The 17,597-nt window shown below is 53.8% G+C and carries 15 protein-coding genes and 2 pseudogenes; 9 read left to right on the top strand and 8 right to left on the bottom strand.

Annotated elements, in window-relative coordinates; translation table 11 throughout:
* Window positions 1-190 precede the first annotated feature (190 nt).
* From V0R37_RS12775 to V0R37_RS12755, 5 genes are all read right to left on the bottom strand, one after another.
* A complete protein-coding gene (locus tag V0R37_RS12775) occupies window positions 191-442 on the bottom strand; it encodes an EexN family lipoprotein (protein WP_420374878.1) in 252 nt (83 codons plus the stop codon).
* Between the two features lie 67 nt (window positions 443-509).
* Window positions 510-1,400: a LysR family transcriptional regulator gene (locus V0R37_RS12770; protein WP_420374877.1), complete on the bottom strand. Its 891-nt coding sequence runs from the start codon at window positions 1,398-1,400 to the stop codon at window positions 510-512.
* A gap of 530 nt (window positions 1,401-1,930) precedes the next feature.
* Complete coding sequence (gene mntP / locus V0R37_RS12765) at window positions 1,931-2,494, bottom strand: manganese efflux pump MntP (protein ID WP_420374876.1); 564 nt, start codon at window positions 2,492-2,494, stop codon at window positions 1,931-1,933.
* A gap of 14 nt (window positions 2,495-2,508) precedes the next feature.
* The gene (locus V0R37_RS12760) at window positions 2,509-3,837 is read right to left on the bottom strand and encodes an MFS transporter (protein ID WP_420374875.1); all 1,329 of its coding nucleotides are present in this window, start codon (window positions 3,835-3,837) and stop codon (window positions 2,509-2,511) included.
* 9 nt (window positions 3,838-3,846) lie between these two features.
* Window positions 3,847-4,104: a metal-sensing transcriptional repressor gene (locus V0R37_RS12755; protein ID WP_102075928.1), complete on the bottom strand. Its 258-nt coding sequence runs from the start codon at window positions 4,102-4,104 to the stop codon at window positions 3,847-3,849.
* 247 nt (window positions 4,105-4,351) lie between these two features.
* Here V0R37_RS12755 and V0R37_RS12750 point away from each other — a divergent pair, with 247 nt between their 5' ends.
* From V0R37_RS12750 to V0R37_RS12740, 3 genes are read left to right on the top strand one after another with little or no spacing between them, the layout of a single operon-like run.
* Window positions 4,352-4,747, top strand: coding sequence for a hypothetical protein (locus tag V0R37_RS12750; protein ID WP_420374874.1), 396 nt, complete (start codon window positions 4,352-4,354; stop codon window positions 4,745-4,747).
* Window positions 4,748-4,798: 51 nt separating this feature from the next.
* Entirely contained in the window at window positions 4,799-5,530 is a 732-nt protein-coding gene (locus V0R37_RS12745) for a HupE/UreJ family protein (RefSeq protein ID WP_420374873.1), read from the top strand.
* A gap of 10 nt (window positions 5,531-5,540) precedes the next feature.
* On the top strand, window positions 5,541-6,239 hold the full coding sequence (locus V0R37_RS12740; protein ID WP_420374872.1) for a transmembrane anchor protein: 699 nt from the start codon (window positions 5,541-5,543) through the stop codon (window positions 6,237-6,239).
* Between the two features lie 633 nt (window positions 6,240-6,872).
* On the opposite strand, the gene V0R37_RS12735 is transcribed toward V0R37_RS12740, so the two are convergent.
* From V0R37_RS12735 to V0R37_RS12725, 3 genes and pseudogenes are all read right to left on the bottom strand, one after another.
* On the bottom strand, window positions 6,873-7,265 hold the full coding sequence (locus V0R37_RS12735; protein ID WP_420374871.1) for a YkvA family protein: 393 nt from the start codon (window positions 7,263-7,265) through the stop codon (window positions 6,873-6,875).
* Entirely contained in the window at window positions 7,262-7,630 is a 369-nt protein-coding gene (locus V0R37_RS12730) for a cation diffusion facilitator family transporter (RefSeq protein WP_489685802.1), read from the bottom strand. Before V0R37_RS12730 ends, V0R37_RS12735 begins: the two co-directional genes overlap by 4 nt.
* A 10-nt stretch (window positions 7,631-7,640) precedes the next feature.
* Window positions 7,641-8,827, bottom strand: a pseudogene (locus V0R37_RS12725) (IS3 family transposase).
* Between the two features lie 192 nt (window positions 8,828-9,019).
* On the opposite strand from V0R37_RS12725, the gene V0R37_RS12720 reads away from it, so the two are divergent.
* From V0R37_RS12720 to V0R37_RS12695, 6 genes and pseudogenes are all read left to right on the top strand, one after another.
* Window positions 9,020-9,919: a tyrosine-type recombinase/integrase gene (locus tag V0R37_RS12720; RefSeq protein WP_420374870.1), complete on the top strand. Its 900-nt coding sequence runs from the start codon at window positions 9,020-9,022 to the stop codon at window positions 9,917-9,919.
* 321 nt (window positions 9,920-10,240) lie between these two features.
* Window positions 10,241-10,426, top strand: a pseudogene (locus V0R37_RS12715) (Tn3 family transposase); the annotation flags it as partial.
* A gap of 525 nt (window positions 10,427-10,951) precedes the next feature.
* A complete protein-coding gene (locus V0R37_RS12710) occupies window positions 10,952-11,326 on the top strand; it encodes a DUF4148 domain-containing protein (RefSeq protein WP_420374869.1) in 375 nt (124 codons plus the stop codon).
* A 268-nt stretch (window positions 11,327-11,594) separates the two neighbouring features.
* Window positions 11,595-12,875 (top strand): TolC family protein, encoded by a 1,281-nt coding sequence (locus V0R37_RS12705; protein ID WP_420374868.1) that lies wholly within the window; start codon window positions 11,595-11,597, stop codon window positions 12,873-12,875.
* A complete protein-coding gene (locus V0R37_RS12700) occupies window positions 12,865-14,367 on the top strand; it encodes an efflux RND transporter periplasmic adaptor subunit (protein ID WP_420374867.1) in 1,503 nt (500 codons plus the stop codon). Before V0R37_RS12705 ends, V0R37_RS12700 begins: the two co-directional genes overlap by 11 nt.
* 17 nt (window positions 14,368-14,384) lie before the next feature.
* Window positions 14,385-17,537, top strand: a complete 3,153-nt coding sequence (locus V0R37_RS12695; RefSeq protein ID WP_420374866.1) for a CusA/CzcA family heavy metal efflux RND transporter — start codon at window positions 14,385-14,387, stop codon at window positions 17,535-17,537.
* Window positions 17,538-17,597 lie beyond the last annotated feature (60 nt).

The raw sequence follows: 17,597 nt of genomic DNA, 5'->3' as shown, positions 1-17,597 counted from the left end.
GGCACAAAAAATGTGTCCGCCCCATGAGAATCGGTGCTGGGTCAGTGCCGGTCAAAGACCGTTATCAGGACAATGCTGATGAAAAAAGCATCAGTGCATGCACAGGCGAACAGGACGAAAACGCCGCAAGCGCGAGGACGCTGCGGCGTGTCGGTTAAGAAAAACGGAATTTGTCGGGAAATGCCGACGATTAGAACTTCGGTGGCGTATCCGAGGGGGTGTAAGGCACTGTGCCGTCGCCATAGAAGCGTTTACGCGTAGCTTCGGCCACCCGGTCGCAAAGCACGTCCCCCAGATTGGTGCGATCTGTCTTGCACTGCTGACGTAGCTCCTTCAACCGTTCGGGATTTGCCGCTAGCGACTCTACAGTCTCCGGGGTAGTGACGGCGGTGGGCGGTGTTGACCGATCGCAAGCCGCCAGCAGCATCGTCGGTAACAACATAATAATCTTTATCTGTTTCATAGCCTGACCACCCCCGAAATGTATAAATCGAGATAAATACCGATCTCTATGCGCCCGACTCGATAAACTCCAGCCGTTCAATAAACCGAGCCAGCATCAGCGACGGCTCGGCATCCCGACGCAACAAGTAGGTGATTAACATGGGCGGACGCCCTGCAAGTTGCCGCGCCACAACTCCCGGCTCGCGGGTGGATGCGATATGTGCGGCACCAGCAAGGCCCAATGCTAGACCCGCCGACACAAGCGCCATCATCACGTCGAATGAGGCCACACGCTGCGCGAGTAGCGGTTCCTTATCCTGCCTACGCAACACACGATCGACCTGGCGAGCATGGCCCTCGCATACAGCGGGGTCACCCAGTACGAGGGGATAGCGCAGCACTTCCTCTAGCGGAATTTTGCGGTACTCCAGCACAGGATGACGTGCAGGCACAGCCACCATCAACTGATCTTCCCAAACCGCTTCGACAATGATGCCGTCACCCACCGCATCAGCCATAGAGAAGCCTGCGTCATATAGGTCATCGTGCAGTCCTTTAATTTGCTGAGCCAGCGGCACCTCGAATAACCGAACCTCAACTTCAGGGTCTTCTTCGCGACATCGTGCCAGTAGGGTCGGTAGGCGCGATGGAGTAATGCCGTCAGACAAGGCAACGCGCAACTGCCCCTGAAAGCCATTAGCAACAGACTTAACGCTTTCCCGCGCTTGCTCCAAGGCGGCAAGTGCGCGTTGCACATGTTCCAGGAAAAGCTCGCCGGCAAGGGTGATCCGGGTGCTACGCGTGGTTCGGACGAAAAGCTGCACGCTCAACTCTTCTTCCAATTCCTTGATGGCGCGCGATAGCGGAGATTGCTCAATATGCAGCCGCTCTGCTGCTCGTGCAAAGTGAGGCTCTTCTGCAACTGCGATAAAGCAACGAAGGTGTCGTAGTTCCATGAAGTCTCACTCTAGAACTTCGACGCCGATATGGCATCGAAAAAGAAACCATGCTCCTTCTCGGTGCATCAGGAGACGATTTTTATGTAAAGCGATAAACATGCGGAGTGACAACTGAACAGGGTCGATCCTCCTCACCGAAAAATATGCCTAAAATGGCTATAATTGCCGCACTATAACGAGCTCACACTGAAAAGCTATCAGAAGATGGATCGTTTATACGAAGATGACAAAAATGTAATCGACGCGTAACTAGATTGTCAGATTAAACCGGTTTGCATATGGCATGAAGCAGTGCTTGTCCCGTCATCGGGAGGTATGGAAAACCGTGATCCTATAGCTCCTTCCTTTTACAGAACGCCCTCGTCACTATGGTGAACAACGAATTGAATCCACAACATGGTCATGGGCGACCGGTTTTTTCGCGCTGCCCCATCTCCGACTCAACGACACGATGGACTTGGCGTTGATCTTGGTAATCGTCAGGGCCATCAGGCAGTAGCGAACGAGTGTGAATTATTTCCTCGCCATTAAACTGTGAGATGTTCATACAGAATAGTGGCGCCAATGCCGATCAGCGCCACACCGCCAAGGATTTCCGCTCGTTTACCAGCAACGTTGCCGATTATTCGGCCGACCATGACCCCGAGCGTTACCATCAAAAGCGTTGCAAAACCTATGGCGGCGGCGGTTACCAGAATATTGTTATCTATAAATGCCAAACTCACGCCGACTGCCATGGCATCGATGCTTGTAGCAAACCCGGTAGCCGCAAGTAGCCAGAAGGAGTGACGCGCCACTGGCGCTGCATCCTCCTGATCCACTTTGAGACCGTTGCGGACCATCAGCGCACCCAAGATCAGTAGCAGGCCAAACGCAATCCAATGGTTCCAGTCGGCGACGAAACCAGCCGCTACTGAGCCCAGGCCCCAGCCGATCAAGGGAGTAACGGCTTCAATCACACCAAAAATTACACCGGTTCTTAAGGCTTCGGATACCCGCGGCTTTCGAAGAGCCGTACCCTTGCCGACGGCGGCCGCAAATGTGTCGGTCGACATGGCTAGAGCCAAAATCATAGTGGAGAAGAAATTCATAGGCGGAAGAACTCCTATCCGGCGACACACGTCGTCCGCACCAAGCAGTTCCGGTGCAGATCATCCATGAAAAGAAGATGGCGGTGCTCGCCCTGCGCGGCGTACTCCAGTAAGTGGGGGTGATCGGGCGGCAAATCCGGGTGCTCGTGTGCGATGTCGGTTGAATCACTGGCAGGCCATAGCCTCAACGCCAACGCCACTCCGGTTAAACCGATCAGCGACATGGTGATGAATGTTGATTGCAGCCCGAAAGAAGCGCCAAAGCGCCCTGCCAGTGGATAACAGATCAGCCAACAAGCGTGAGAGAGTGCAAATTGCGCGGCAAAAACTGCTGGCCGATCCCCAGCATGGGAGGAACGACGTAAAAGCCGTCCAGAAGGCGTCTGTGCCACGCTATAGCCAAAGCCTATCACCAGCCAGAGTGGCAACAATATCGTATAGGTCGGAATCAGTGCACCAATGGCGGTACCGAGAACCAAAACAGTCGCCCCCGTAACCATGACCAGCCTATCAGAAACCTTGTTGAGCAGACCGGGCAGAGTCAGTGCGGCAATCATAGATCCACCGCCAAAGGCCGCTAACGCCCAAGCAACTTCAGTATCACCAAGCCCAAAGCGAGCCTTCACGATAACCACTGTGTTCACAATCACCATGGCACCCGCTGCTGAAACCGCGAGGCTGATCGCCAACAGCCCCCGCAAGCGCGGTGTGGCGAGATAAATACGAATGCCCCGCGTCGTGCGGTCCCAAATTCCTCTTTGTGGACCAGGAGCGGTCGTAGGAAGCGTGACACTGACCACAAGTGCGGCTGAGATAAGAAAACCGACAACCGTTCCGGCAAACAAGCTGTGGAAGCTTATGACAGTCAGCAGCGCTGCCGCCAACATCGGAGAAATCAGATTTTCCAGATCGTAAGCCAGCCGTGATAGGGACAATGCTTTCGTATATTCCTCTTCGTCAGGCAGGATATCCGGGATGGTCGCCTGAAAAGTCGGTGTAAACCCAGCCGATCCGGCCTGCAAAACGAAAATCAGCAAATAGATTTGCCAGATTTCGGTCACAAAGGGCAGGCTTAGCGCCACGGCGGCTCGAACCAAATCGAGAGCAACAAGTAGCGAGCGCCTCGGAAACCGATCGGCGAAAGCTTGCGCAACCGGAGCGATTCCAACATAGGCGAGCATCTTGATTGCAAGCGCGGTGCCAAGAACTGCCCCCGCATCCGCCCCTGCCAACTCATATGCAAGAAGGCCAAGCGCCACTGTCATCAGTCCTGTACCAATCAGTGCGATCACTTGTGCGGCAAACAAATGACGATAAATGCGGTTTTTCAGGATGGCAAGCATGAAATCCCTTCAAAGGAGTTTTGAAAGTGCTTTCATTTCAGCTAAGACCGAAGCCGTGTCATGATCCAGGCAATGGTCGATGTGGTCATGAATCAGGACACGTTTCGCTGCGGTTACCGCGCTTTCCACCGCAGTAAGCTGGCGAGCGATATCGAGGCAGGGTTGCTCGTCTTCAATCATGCCGATAACGTGCCGAAGGTGGCCCTCTGCACGTTTTAATCGCTTGATGAGATCGGGATGGGTTGAGTGCTTATGCGGCATTGTCATATGAGAATAGTATCCCCCCTGGGGGGATATGACAAGAGAACGAATATCTGACCGACGGTAGTGACCGCGTAAGCCAGCTACTCAGAGGGACGCCCGACTAATTGAAAGTGCTATGTCCAAAGCCTGCCATGGGCAGACATGCAACGCCTGCTACAATACGATCCCGCTAGATACGATGTATTTATTGTTGGTTCCCGTTCCTAGAACGCGGACCAATCTCGCAAATTAGGCAGATACGATAGATTTCATGCAAAACCGGTTCGGCCGATCAACAATTCGCTTTATCACTGCGATTGCAATGATTCTGAGTATTTTGGCGACTCTACCGATGGCACACTCAACGTCACATGACCCGCTTGCACTGGCTTATGCAGAAAAACTGCGTCATGCCGAGCTACCTGTAGTAGAGATTTCTGATCATGGGCATAGCCACGACTTTGGCCTAGAAGAAGAAAAACAGGCTGGCCATCTGCACGGCCATAATTCAGTCGATCACTCACACGAAATACAAAATCTTCCTCCCGAAGTATTAGTTGCGCTAGCGCCCATACCCCAAACGTGGTATCCGGTGTCGTCGCCATCCAAGCTCCCTCACCATAGTTTTCTTCTTGAGCGCCCTCCGAAAGCCGATTTCGTTACCTGAAAACCGGTCAATCAAGACCATTTCAACTTCATCGAAACTATCGGAGTACTCATGTTTAGACCCTTCCTTGGGGGCTGGCTACGCTCGCCCATACATGGGAAGCGAGCAACTTTTCTTTGCCTTGCTTTCCTGCCTCTTTTACTATTCGCCGACGCAGCCTTTGGTCACGCCGTGGCGGAAGGCGATAAGGGCTATATACAAGAGATAACGGGCATTAGTTTGCTGCCGTTCGTCTATCTTGGCGCCAAACACATGGTGACCGGATATGACCATATCCTGTTTTTGCTCGGTGTGATTTTCTTCCTCTATCGGATGAAACATATCGGCCTCTATGTAAGCCTATTTGCCGTTGGACACTCCACCACCATGCTACTTGGTGGGTATTTCAATGTCGGGATCAATAGTTACATCATAGACACCATCATTGGCTTGTCGGTCGTCTACAAGGCGCTCGACAACATGGGCGCATACCAGCGCTGGCTTGGATTTCAGCCCAATACCAAAGTGGCGACATTGATTTTCGGATTTTTCCACGGCTTTGGCCTGTCTACAAAGATCATCGAATACAACATCTCACCAGATGGCCTGGTCCCTAATCTGCTCGCCTTCAATGTTGGCGTGGAGATTGGGCAATTGCTGGCTCTTGGTGCAATCCTCATCGCCATGAGCTATTGGCGTCGCACGGAGAGCTTCTGGCGTCACGCCTACACCGCCAATGTCGTCATGATGAGCGCAGGCTTCATCCTGATGGGCTATCAAATTACCGGCTATTTCGTTTCGTAAAGGATTCAATATGTACAACACCGACCTTCCACGTCGCTCAGAGTTGCCGACTTCCGAACAACTCAAGCGCTCCACTATTATTGCTGCTATCTCTGCCCTGGTCATTCTTGTGACAGTAGTACTCCCATCCGAATATGCGATCGATCCCACGCGAATCGGCCGTATGTTGGGTCTAACTGAAATGGGTGAAATTAAGACGCAACTGGCAGCCGAAGCAGCCGCAGATGCTGCGGCCGATACTGTCGCTAGAGAACCTGCGCAACAGCCGTCTGCGCCCGTCGCTGCATCAAGCGTGACTCCTACAGTCAGTCAGCCGCTGCAATCACCTGCCCCTGTCGCTCAAGCTTCGGGAGCACCGTCCAATACACAAGCCACGGCAGCGCCTGCTCAAGCCGGAAGATCCGATGAAATGAGTATTACCCTGAAGCCCGGACAAGGGGCTGAAGTCAAGCTGGTTATGGCGGCGGGAGCAAAAGCCAATTTTTCCTGGACGGCCAATGGTGCTGTCGTGAACTATGACACGCATGGCGATGGGGGTGGGCGCTCTATTTCCTATGAAAAAGGCCGTGGTGTGGCGAATGATGAAGGAGTGTTAGACGCGGCATTTGATGGCAATCACGGTTGGTTCTGGCGCAACCGAACTGAATCAGACGTTACTGTGACTCTTCGAACAAATGGGGACTACGCAGAACTCAAGCGCGTAGTTTAGTTTTTGCTCTGATGTTCTTTGTTTGGCCTTGAGCCCTACTTGCGTATGGAAGGAGCTACTCTTTCCATACGCAGCTTATTTATCCGCTGGGTCGGATCGCCTGTCTACGCCGTCCAGGTGGCGGCGCTGTCGCCCGGGCAACACGCAACCATCGAGACGCTGCAAAACGACGCAAGTCCGTTTCTGTTCTGTTTGACGAACAAACCCGGGTAGCGCTTGGGCTGGTGGCGCTGCGAGATGAATGAAGGGACGACGCCCAGGGAGGAGTCGCCCAACTCAAGGCGATGGGCGTGCGCTCAGTCATGCTCGCCGGTGACAACTGCCGTATCGCCCAGGCCATTGCTGGCAAGTTAGGCATGGGGCGCAGCCCGAAAGCCCGGCGGCGCATTGCGCCGACACGCTCAGGTTATCCACAGATTCTGTGTGCAAGCCTGTGCATAACCAGTGAAATTTTTATGACAGGCCTTGTGGTCTGTGCCACACGCCTAAATGGGCCGGTATTTATCCAGAGCAGCGATGGGCGGCGTGTCGGTGAACCGCCCCTCGTGCCGCATTTTGGCGGGGCCACTTTTACTGCAAGCGAAGCGCTGGCGCCGACACGCTCTGGCTGATCAATGCACGATCAAAGACAGCCTACCCATGCGGCTCAATCCAAAACCACAATGCCATCCCCGCCGCCAGCCATAGCGCCACGATCAGCACCGCGCCGAATCGGCTTCTTGGCTTGGCACCTTCCGTTTGCATCCATTCGTCGGCCTGGATTCGGCATTGTGCCAGCACTTGCGGCGGCAGCAGCTTGACGGTCAACCAGATCAGGACGGGCAGCAGGATCACGTCATCGAGATAGCCCAGCACAGGGATGAAGTCTGGAATCAGGTCGATGGGGCTCAGCGCATAGGCGACCACAAATAGCCCCAGGGCTTTGGCATACCATGGTGTTAGGGGATGTTTTCCCGCAAACCATAGTGTCACGCCATCACGCTTCATCCGCTTGGCCCAAGCTTTAAGCGTCGCCCCGATGTTCATACGGCCTCGCGCTGCACTTCGATCGTAACGTGTGACAACTCATGGATATGCGCGAGCACCGCCTTGTAGTGCGCGGGTTCCTGCGGTTCTGGGGCTATCAACGAAACAATCGCTGCAAAATGGCCGGGCCCGACCTGCCAGACGTGTAGATCTGTGATCTGGCTACCCGTTGGCGCCACCGCCTCCCGAATTTCCCGCTGCACTTGCCCACTTTCAGCCGTAGCATCAAGTCGTACGCTGCCGGAGTCGCGTATCAGCCCCCATGACCAGCGGGCAATCACCAGTGCGCCGACCACACCCATGCCCGGATCGGCCCACAACCAGCCATAGTTGCGGCCGACCAGCTGAACTTGCCTCGGTTTCACGTACAGCAACTCATGCTGCTTTAAGTAGCGCCTCCATTTGAACCGGCGTACGATAGTCGTTGGCTGAATGCAGTCGTTCCCGATTATAAAAGCCTTCAATCCAACTGACGATATCGAGCCTGGCCTGTGCCCGCGTTGCATAGCGCACCTGGTAAATGCGTTCTACCTTCAGGGATTTAAAAAAGCTTTCCATCACTGCGTTATCCCAGGCATTGGCACGTCGGCTCATGGAGGCCGCCATACCGTAATCGTGCAACAGCGTACGATGCACGAGACTGGCATACTGGCTACCGCGGTCGGTATGCATAATAAGGCCTGGCGCCGGTTTGCGCTGCCAGTAGGCTGTTTTGAGCGCCTTGCATACCAAGTCCGAATTGACCCGATCACTCAACGACCAGCCCACGATTCTTCGACTGCTCAGATCCAGGATCGCCGCCAAATACAGCCAGCCTTCCTGGGTGGCTACGTAGGTGATATCTCCTACCCAGGCTTGATCAGGACCCCACTCATCAAATCGGCGTGCAAGCAGATTAGGGGCAATGGGTAAGGCATGGTCTGAATCCGTTGTGTTCCGATAGCGTTGCTTATAGACTGGCTTCAGACCTTGCCTGACAAGGCTTTGGCGTACCCGCTCATGGCTGACGTAGTGGTTATGTTGTTCACGTAAGGCTTGTACGATACGAGGGCGTCCGTAGCTACGCCGGCTGGCTTAGTGGATGGATTTGACCTGCACGTCCAGTGCTGCAGTGGCTAGACGTTGCTGACTTGGTGTGCGCACCCGCCACTGGCAGTAACCGGAACGCGATACCGCCAATACCCGACACAATCGCGACACGCTATACATGCCACGCTGCGTATCGATCCACGCGTACCTCACCGTGACCCCCTGGCAAAGTACGCCGTCGCTTTTCCCAGGATTTCGATGTCCAAACGGGCGCTGGCCAACTCTTTACGCAAGCGACTGTTCTCGGCCTCCAACTCAGAGACAGGGCGTCGTGGTGTCTCAGGCGGCCGACTAACGACGTCCGAAGGCGCTAAGGTGGCAATGTCCAGCTGGCGGCGCCAACGCCCCAGTGTCGCCGTGGGAATCCCTAAACGCCGGGCAGCTTCATTCGTACCGAGCGACTGCGCCAAGCGCGCCGACTCCAACTTATAGTCGTCCGTATATTGCCTCTTGGGCACGTTGCTTTCTTTCATTTCCTTTCTCCGTTAACAAGAAACTACCACCTTCTTGCTGTACGTGGAAACGGGGCAGGGTCACTACCTCGGGCACAAGAGCATCCGCTCCACCTTGGTATACCTGAACATGACGCCCGAGTTGCTGCAAGAGACAGGTGAGCGGTATCGAAAACATGGGGCGATCGCCTTATATACATCGGGAGACCTCCTATGAACAGGCGTCCTCTGGCGTACTGGCTCCATGCCTTCTTCGACGAATGGCTGGCCGAACAACGCAATTGCTCACAGCACACCATCAAGTCCTATCGGGACTCCTGGCGGCTGTTCCTGCGCTTCGTCGCTGCTCGGCACCATCGATCAACAAGCGCGTTGACGCTCGAAGAACTGACAGCTGACGAAGTGCTTGCATTCTTGAAGCATATCGAGGCCGAGCGACAAACCTCCATCGGAACGCGCAACTGCCGTCTGGCAGCCATCCGTTCGTTCTACCGCTTCGTCGCGGACCGTGAGCCCTTGAGCGCTTGGCAGTGTGCGGCAGTGTTGCGCATCCCGACCAAGAAAGGCAGGAGCGCCGAGCCGGAGTATCTTGACATCGAGGAGGTTACAGCCATCCTGGGTCAGCCAGATCGATCAACCAAGGAGGGACAGCGTGATCATGCGCTGTTGGCCTTCCTGTACAACACGGGCGCACGGATCCAGGAAGCCGTGAGCCTGTGCCCCCGCGACATTCGCCTGACAACACCCGCACAAGTGAAACTGCACGGCAAGGGCCGCAAAGATCGGATATGCCCACTCTGGCCGGAGACCGCTGATCTGTTGGCGTCATTGCTGCTGCGTCAACCAAGGGCTGACGACGCCCCCGTGTTCGTCAACCGCTACGGCCAGCCCTTGGGCGCAGCGGGTGAAGGACGCGATACTGAAGCGGACGTGCTTCTACAAGCGTCGACGCATTGGCTTCGCCACACGTTCGGCACGCGTCTGGTGCTCGAAGGCAAAGACCTGCGCTTAGTTGCGCAAGCCATGCGTCACAAGAACATTCGGCGCACGATGCTTTACACAAATTTGGATTTTCTCGACGTAGCACGCGCTTCAGAGAGGGGTGACGCATAGGATCCAACGAGGATCGGGAAGTCTGTGAGTCAAGAGTAGCGTTTCTTGGTGATGAAGAACTCCCATGCGCGTTTCTCGTATGCGAGATTGACGGGTCTTCATGGCGAGACGCGTAGCAGTCTTGCCATTTCAGTGAGCTTTTTGAACGTGCGAGAGTAACGAGCGCAGCTGACCGTGCTATGGGGCTTCACTATTTTCTATTAACGATTCGACACTAATCATCAGGGTCCACCTCTTCAATATGGTTTGCCGTAAACAAGGATGCTACTCTCGTGATGGTCGGCGACTGCATAAAAAATCTGCTTTGATCGGCGCTCCCCTCTGACCGAGCTGGTCAACCACCAGTACCACCATGCCTTCGCCGCACGCTGGGGCGACGGTACCACTTCATCCTCCGATGGTCAGTGCTTCCGGGCTGGTGGTGGCCGGTGTGAGAGTACCGGGCACGTCAACCCGAAGTACGGCAGCGAGTCGGGACGGCTGTTCTACACCCACATCTCCGACGAGGCGTCCCGCGCCTTCTATCCGCACGTCAAAGATCCTGTCCGAGAACCCCAACGACGTGCGTCTCGTGCTGCGCTATGTGCTATTCCACCAGGGCTCCGAGGAAGTTGCGCGGATGCTGGAGGCGGCCCGCATGCAGAAACTTCCCGCAAGTGTTCGAAGCGGTGCTCATCGCTCAGCCGGGTTGGCATGATGACCCCTCAAGCAGCTGTCTGTAGTTTCAGTGTGGCTACATGACAAGTGGTTTTCGTGTGGTGAAAGACTGCCAGGCGCATTTCTCGCACGCGAGAAATGCAATGCATCAGGCTCTGCGCCTGTAGGGGGCTACAACTCGTCTATGGGTGCCATGCAGGGGGACAGCGCCGGGCTGGCCCGGAGCACCTTCCAGCAACATAACGAAAAAGTAATCTAAGTGTCCCCTGGTTGTCAGGACCGATTCATTAAAGTATCTCCATCGTAGCGCGTTGCGAATTTCACTGGCGGTTAGTTTTTCCGCCTAGTTGTCATTATCTATTCGATGGAGTCTTTATGAAGACCTTTGTTACTGGTTTAATGTTGTCTATCTCGCTAGTGGCTGGCGTCGCCCAGGCCACCCCCGTTGATGCCTCCGAAGGCAAAACTCGAGCCCAAGTGGTGGCCGAACGGCAAGAGGCTCGGGCCTTAGGCCTCTTGAGTAGCGGTGAACTTGACTACCCTCCAGTCACTGCGGATACGTCAAACTCCAAGTCCCGCCAAGCTGTACTTGCCGAACTGGCGGCGGCTCGCAAGGCTGGTACGTTAAGTAGCGGTGAGCTCGATTATCCGCCTGTATCTCCAGTTAAAAGTTCCAAAACTCGAGCCGAGGTGCGAGCCGAACTAGCGGCTTACAAAGCGGCAGGTCATATGCAGCCGGTTCCATATTGAGCTTTGAATAGAAAGCTAGAGGTGGCTTTGGGTCCGATATGCGCCTAGCTGGTATATTTCTGCCTGGAACGCGTACGGCGGCTCACAAGTGTGAGTCTCATTGTCGTAGTCTGACTCAGTGCGCCACATCTAGTGCCCCTTCTGGAAAGGGCTGAGCTGAGTCATCCATAAGGCTGCCTTCTCGTCCTATGAAAAACCTTATTGGGCCGCATGCCGACCTCGTTTCTCCTTTCAGCTCACTCGTACAGGACCATTTTGGCGTAACTCCATGCGAAGTTTTCTTTACTTAATCGGGTTTATTTCCCTAGTTTGTGGGCCAGCGTTCGCGCAGCCTGCTCCTGACTCTTTTAGAGATAGTCCGACGGTGCAACTTGAGCCAGCCACCCAGCTGACACTTGATGAGGCGCTGAACCTAGCTCTCGCAAGGAGCCCTTCTCTTTCGGCCGCTAAATATCTCGCTGCTTCGTCCGAGGGGGTCGTATCCCAAGCGGGTGTAATCCCGAATCCGGTTTTGAGCTTCGAAATCGAGGACACGAGCAGAAGGCCTACACGAACAACCACAAGTAGGTTGAGCATCCCGATAGAGCTTGGCGGCAAGCGCAGTGCGCGCATCAAAGCTGCTGAGCTAACACGGGACGTTACAAGGAGTGATCTGCAAGGAGTTCGCGCTGACGTGCGGTCACGAACGATTTCCGCTTTCTTTGATGTTCTCATCGCTCAAGAGCAAGTCGCTTTGACAACCAGCGCGGTCGATATCGCAGGTGGGGCGCTGTACGTGGCGGCCCAGCGTGTGGCGGGAGGAAAGGTCGCGCCGCTTGAAGAGAATCGGGCGCAGGTGGAGGTGGCGAACGCGCAACTTGAACAGAGTGAGGCGCAAAGCGAGTTAAAGGCGGCTCGACAGAGACTTTCAGCACTCTGGGGTAATCCGTCTCCGGTATTTACGCAGGCGAAAGGAGATATCGATGCATTGCCAACGAGACCCGCACTGGATGATCTTGCCGTTGCGCTTGGAGACTCGCCTCTGGTGGCATCGGCGCGACTGGCCGTCGAGCGAAGTCGCGCCCAAATTCAAGTCGAGCGCAGTAAACGGTATCCCGACATCGAGCTGAGTGTTGGAGTGGCTCAAAACAATGAGCTCGGTCGCAATCAGACCATTGTTGGTGTAGCGATACCGTTGCCGCTCTTTAACCGGAATCAGGGAAATCTCTACGAGGCGTCGATGCTTGCCTATAAGAGTCGGGACGACTACCGAGAACTCAAAACCCGCTTAATGGTCGAGCTTCAGCAGGCCGCAAGTGCGTTCGATATTTCCAAAGCTGCAGCAGGGAAGCTCGAGTCGTTAATTCTTCCTACTGCAAATCGGGCCTACGAGACGGCAAAGAAAGGGTTCGAGGCAGGTAAGTTTGGATTTACTGAAGTTATTGATGCGCAGCGCACCTTGTTTCAAGCGCGAACCCGTTATCTCACCGAATTATCCGATAGTTATCAAGCTCTTGCTCAAATAGAGCGAATTTTAGCCCCCAAAATAAGCAATACGTATGAACAATAATAGACAACGCTTGACTGCTAGAGCACTGCAGGTGGTATTTGGACTGGCACTGGTTGCCGCAACGCCTATGTTTGCCAATGCGGCTTACGCAGCCGATGAGGACCACGCAGAACACTCCGAAACCGAAGAGAGCCATGCAGATAGCCCTGAGAAGGGACCGAATGGTGGTGAAATCACCCAAGCTGGAGAAATTAGCGTTGAAATGTTGTTGGCTGAAGGCAGCGGCGAGCCTCGCTTACGTATCTGGGTGAACTCGTCGGGCGCGACTATTGCGATTGATAATATAACAGCGAAGGGCCAGGTCTCAAGACCAAATGGAGAGGTGCAGAATCTCAGCTTTACTCCAGTAAGTGGATATCTTCAAAGCGAACAACTGATTGAAGAGCCGCATTTTTTCTCTTTGAGCGTCGAGGTTAAGGTTGGTGCGGAGAACAAAACCATCTCGGCACGCCTCGAGCGCCAAGAAGGAAAAATCGAGCTATCACAAGAGCAGATTACAGCAACTGGCCTACTAATAGATACCGCTGCCCCGGCAACACTTGAGAAAACCCTGAAGTTTCCCGGTGAAATCAAATTCAACGAGGATAGGACCGCACATGTCGTGCCGCGGCTTGCCGGAATCGTCGAAAGCGTGCCTGCGACCCTTGGTGAGCGAGTAAAGGCGGGACAGGTTTTAGCGACGATTTCGAGTGCAACACTGGCCGACATGCGTAGTGAGTTGCTTGCGGCTCAAAAGCGTAACGCGTTGGCCAGGACGGTCTACAACCGCGAACGAAAGTTGTGGCAGGAAAAGGTCTCTGCAGAGCAGGATTTTTTGCAAGCGCGCGCAGCACTTGCAGAGACAGAGATAGCGTTGCAAAACATCAAGCAAAAGCTTAAGACGGTAGGAGCTTCAGATGACGCATCTTCACTAAGCCGACTCGAGTTGCGGGCCCCATTTGATGGTGTCATTATCGAAAAGCATATAACCCTCGGTGAGTCCGTCCAAGAGGATGCGAGCGTCTTTACGCTCTCAGACCTTCGTACCGTCTGGGTGGAATTTCGCATCGCCGCGAAAGATCTTGAAAGCGTTCAAATCGGCAAGAAGGCCGAAGTCTCGAGCGCTGCCTTTACTTCAACAGTTCGCGGTACCGTTTCCTATGTGGGTGCATTGGTCGGACAACAAACGCGCACGGCTACTGCACGAATTACGCTCGATAACCCAGACATGGCATGGCGACCGGGCATCTTCGTAACGGTAGATGTCGTTGTGAATGAACGAGACTCCGATATAACCGTAAAGGCTGATGCCATACAAACCATCGAGGGTCAGTCGGTTGTATTTATCGCCGTACCCGGAGGGTTTGTTGCGCAGCCGGTGCAGGTTGGTGCCATCAACAATGACCGGGCTGAAATTACCTCCGGCTTATCTGCAGGAGTGAACTACGTAGCTGAGAACAGTTTTGTGCTGAAGTCAGAACTTGGTAAAGCGACAGCCTCGCATTCACACTGACAGGGAAAGCATAAAACATGTTTGAACGGATTATTCGATTTGCCATTGAGCAGCGTTGGCTTGTTATTCTTGCGGTTCTGGCCATGGGTGCCCTTGGCGTCTATAACTATAGTCAACTTCCGATCGACGCGGTTCCAGACATCACCAATGTACAAGTCCAAATCAATGTAGGTGCGCCCGGTTACTCTCCGCTTGAAGTTGAGCAACGAATCACATATCCCATCGAGACTGTAATGGCAGGCCTGCCTGGTCTACAGCAGACTCGATCGGTTTCGCGTTACGGTTTATCTCAAGTTACCGTCATATTCGAAGACGGTACGGACATCTATTTTGCAAGGCAACTGGTCAATCAACGGTTGCAAGAAGCCACGGATAACCTACCCGATGGAATTAATCCCTCCATGGGCCCCATATCGACAGGCTTGGGCGAAATTTATCTTTGGACGGTCGAAGCGGAAGATGGTGCCCGTAAGCCGGATGGTACGCAGTACACACTCACAGATCTGCGCGAGATTCAGGATTGGGTCATCAAGCCGCAGCTACGCAACGTGCCCGGTGTAACGGAGATCAACACGATCGGTGGTTTTGCTCGAGAGTATCAGGTGTCACCTAGCCTTGAGCAAATGGAATCCTATAACTTATCACTGTCGGATATCGTTTCGGCACTTGAAAAAAATAACGCCAATGTCGGTGCTGGTTACATTGAACGGAAAGGCGAGCAATATCTTATTAGAGCACCTGGGCAGGTTCGGTCCGTTCAAGATATAGAAGACATTATTGTTGCGTCCGTGCAAGGCGGGCGACCCATTCGCGTTGGGGATGTCGCGCAGGTGGAGCAAGGGCGGGAGCTGCGCACCGGTGCGGCAACGGACAACGGTCGAGAGGTTGTGCTGGGAACTGTTTTCATGTTGATCGGGGAAAACAGTCGAGCGGTGTCGCTAGCGGTTGACCAGAAGATGCAGGAGATTAATCGCAACCTGCCTCAGGGCGTTCACGCCATTACCGTTTATGACAGAACTATATTGGTCGACAAAGCAATAAATACTGTCAAGAAGAATCTTCTCGAAGGTGCTGTCCTAGTTATCGTTATTTTATTCCTGTTTTTGGGGAACATAAGAGCTGCAATCATTACCGCAATGGTTATTCCGCTGTCGATGCTCTTCACCTTCACGGGGATGGTGACGTACAAGATCAGTGCAAACCTCCTTAGTTTGGGTGCCCTAGATTTCGGCATCATTATTGATGGTGCCGTTGTAATTGTTGAAAACTGCGTACGGCGTCTCGCTCACGCGCAGGAGCATCAGAAACGGCCGCTGACTAAGACGGAGCGCTTTCATGAAGTATTCGCTGCAGCAAAAGAAGCCCGGCGGCCGTTGATTTTTGGTCAGCTGATCATCATGGTTGTTTACCTTCCCATTTTCGCCTTGACCGGCGTTGAAGGAAGGATGTTTCATCCGATGGCGTTTACCGTTGTCATTGCGTTGATAGGAGCAATGATATTGTCGGTTACGTTTGTGCCGGCCGCTGTTGCGCTGTTCATCGGAAAACGGGTCGCGGAGAAAGAAAATCGTCTGATGTCGTGGGCCAAACGCATGTATGAGCCACTTTTGGGACTGGCCTTCAAACATAGCAAAGCCGTGTTTGCAGTGGCTATCATGGTAGTGCTGGCAACTGGCGTTTTGGCCTCTCGAATGGGAAGCGAGTTTATTCCCCAACTGAACGAAGGTGACCTTTCTGTACAGGCTCTACGCATTCCGGGAACGAGTTTGTCCCAATCACTTGAAATGCAGAAGCAACTAGAGATTCGCCTCAAAGAGAAGTTCCCAGAAATCGAACGGATTTTTGCAAGAACAGGTACAGCAGAGGTTGCTTCTGATGCAATGCCGCCCAATATCTCTGATGGCTACATAATGCTTAAGCCCCAGGACCAATGGCCGGAACCAGTGAAGACGCGCGATGAGCTACTTGAAGCGATTCGAGCTGAGGCGAACCAAATTCCGGGCAACAACTATGAATTTTCTCAACCTATTCAACTTAGATTTAATGAGCTGATCTCGGGCGTACGAAGTGACGTTGGCGTGAAACTTTTCGGCGACGATAACGATGTCCTGAATGCAACCGCAACTGAGATTGCAGAGGTACTGACTCAAGTTGAGGGCGCCACTGGGGTGAAGGTAGAGCAAACGACCGGGCTGCCTGTACTTACCATAGACATTGATCGAGGACGTGCGGCGCGTTATGGATTAAACATGATGGACATCCAGGAGACCGTCTCTATCGCGCTTGGCGGACGAGTGGCGGGAACATTCTTCCAAGGCGATCGAAGGTTTGACATCACTGTGCGCCTTCCCGACGGTGTGCGCGAAAATATTGAGGCTATTCGACAGTTGCCTATAGCGTTGCCTAATGACAGCGCCGAGAGTGGCCGCGTGTCCTACATCCCATTGAGTGAAATTGCTACTTTGGACCTGTCTCCGGGGCCGAATCAAGTATCGAGGGAAGATGGAAAGCGCCGGATTGTTGTCAGTGCCAATGTTCGCGGACGAGATCTGGGTTCATTTGTCGATGATGCCGCCCAGGCGATAGAGCAAGTCAAAATTCCGACGGGCTACTGGATAACGTGGGGGGGAACGTTTGAGCAGCTTCAATCAGCGACCCAACGGCTACAGATAGTTGTCCCTGTGGCCCTGCTATTGGTTTTTGTTCTCTTGTTCGCGATGTTCGGTAACGTTCGAGACGGTCTGATTGTGTTTACTGGCATACCCTTCGCTCTTACCGGCGGAATATTCGCACTTTGGTTACGTGGAATACCGTTATCGATTTCTGCGGCAGTAGGGTTCATTGCGCTTTGTGGGGTAGCAGTGCTCAATGGCTTGGTCATGCTGTCTTTCATTGGCTCGCTGAGAGAAGAAGGCAAGCCGCTTCTGGAGGCAATTCGATTGGGTGCGCTTACGCGATTGCGGCCTGTGCTAATGACAGCATTAGTAGCGTCTCTGGGGTTTGTCCCGATGGCGATTGCTACAGGAACCGGTGCTGAGGTTCAGCGACCGCTTGCTACGGTAGTGATCGGCGGTATTATATCTTCCACCATTCTTACGCTTTTCGTTTTGCCACTCCTATATCGCCTGGCGCATCGACGTGATATAGAGGAGGCTCCTTTAGACTCCTGATAAGAAGTAGCAATGAGGCCGCAAATGCGGCTTCATGCTTATGCAGAGTGCTGTTTATCG

Origin of the sequence: Pollutimonas rozaliensis (genome assembly GCF_048751585.1) — a bacterium.
Classification (GTDB): Bacteria; Pseudomonadota; Gammaproteobacteria; order Burkholderiales; family Burkholderiaceae_B.
The sequence above is the reverse complement of the archived record's forward strand: the minus strand, read 5'-3'. Positions and strand labels throughout refer to the sequence as shown.

Bases quoted from the DNA above. Each gene is read 5' to 3' on its own strand.
- V0R37_RS12775 (WP_420374878.1), bottom strand. From the start codon at position 442: ATGTTGTTACCGACGATGCTGCTGGCGGCTTGCGATCGGTCAACACCG.
- V0R37_RS12770 (WP_420374877.1), bottom strand. From the start codon at position 1,400: ATGGAACTACGACACCTTCGTTGCTTTATCGCAGTTGCAGAAGAGCCT.
- mntP (WP_420374876.1), bottom strand. From the start codon at position 2,494: ATGAATTTCTTCTCCACTATGATTTTGGCTCTAGCCATGTCGACCGAC.
- V0R37_RS12760 (WP_420374875.1), bottom strand. From the start codon at position 3,837: ATGCTTGCCATCCTGAAAAACCGCATTTATCGTCATTTGTTTGCCGCA.
- V0R37_RS12755 (WP_102075928.1), bottom strand. From the start codon at position 4,104: ATGACAATGCCGCATAAGCACTCAACCCATCCCGATCTCATCAAGCGA.
- V0R37_RS12750 (WP_420374874.1), top strand. From the start codon at position 4,352: ATGCAAAACCGGTTCGGCCGATCAACAATTCGCTTTATCACTGCGATT.
- V0R37_RS12745 (WP_420374873.1), top strand. From the start codon at position 4,799: ATGTTTAGACCCTTCCTTGGGGGCTGGCTACGCTCGCCCATACATGGG.
- V0R37_RS12740 (WP_420374872.1), top strand. From the start codon at position 5,541: ATGTACAACACCGACCTTCCACGTCGCTCAGAGTTGCCGACTTCCGAA.
- V0R37_RS12735 (WP_420374871.1), bottom strand. From the start codon at position 7,265: ATGAACATCGGGGCGACGCTTAAAGCTTGGGCCAAGCGGATGAAGCGT.
- V0R37_RS12720 (WP_420374870.1), top strand. From the start codon at position 9,020: ATGAACAGGCGTCCTCTGGCGTACTGGCTCCATGCCTTCTTCGACGAA.
- V0R37_RS12710 (WP_420374869.1), top strand. From the start codon at position 10,952: ATGAAGACCTTTGTTACTGGTTTAATGTTGTCTATCTCGCTAGTGGCT.
- V0R37_RS12705 (WP_420374868.1), top strand. From the start codon at position 11,595: ATGCGAAGTTTTCTTTACTTAATCGGGTTTATTTCCCTAGTTTGTGGG.
- V0R37_RS12700 (WP_420374867.1), top strand. From the start codon at position 12,865: ATGAACAATAATAGACAACGCTTGACTGCTAGAGCACTGCAGGTGGTA.
- V0R37_RS12695 (WP_420374866.1), top strand. From the start codon at position 14,385: ATGTTTGAACGGATTATTCGATTTGCCATTGAGCAGCGTTGGCTTGTT.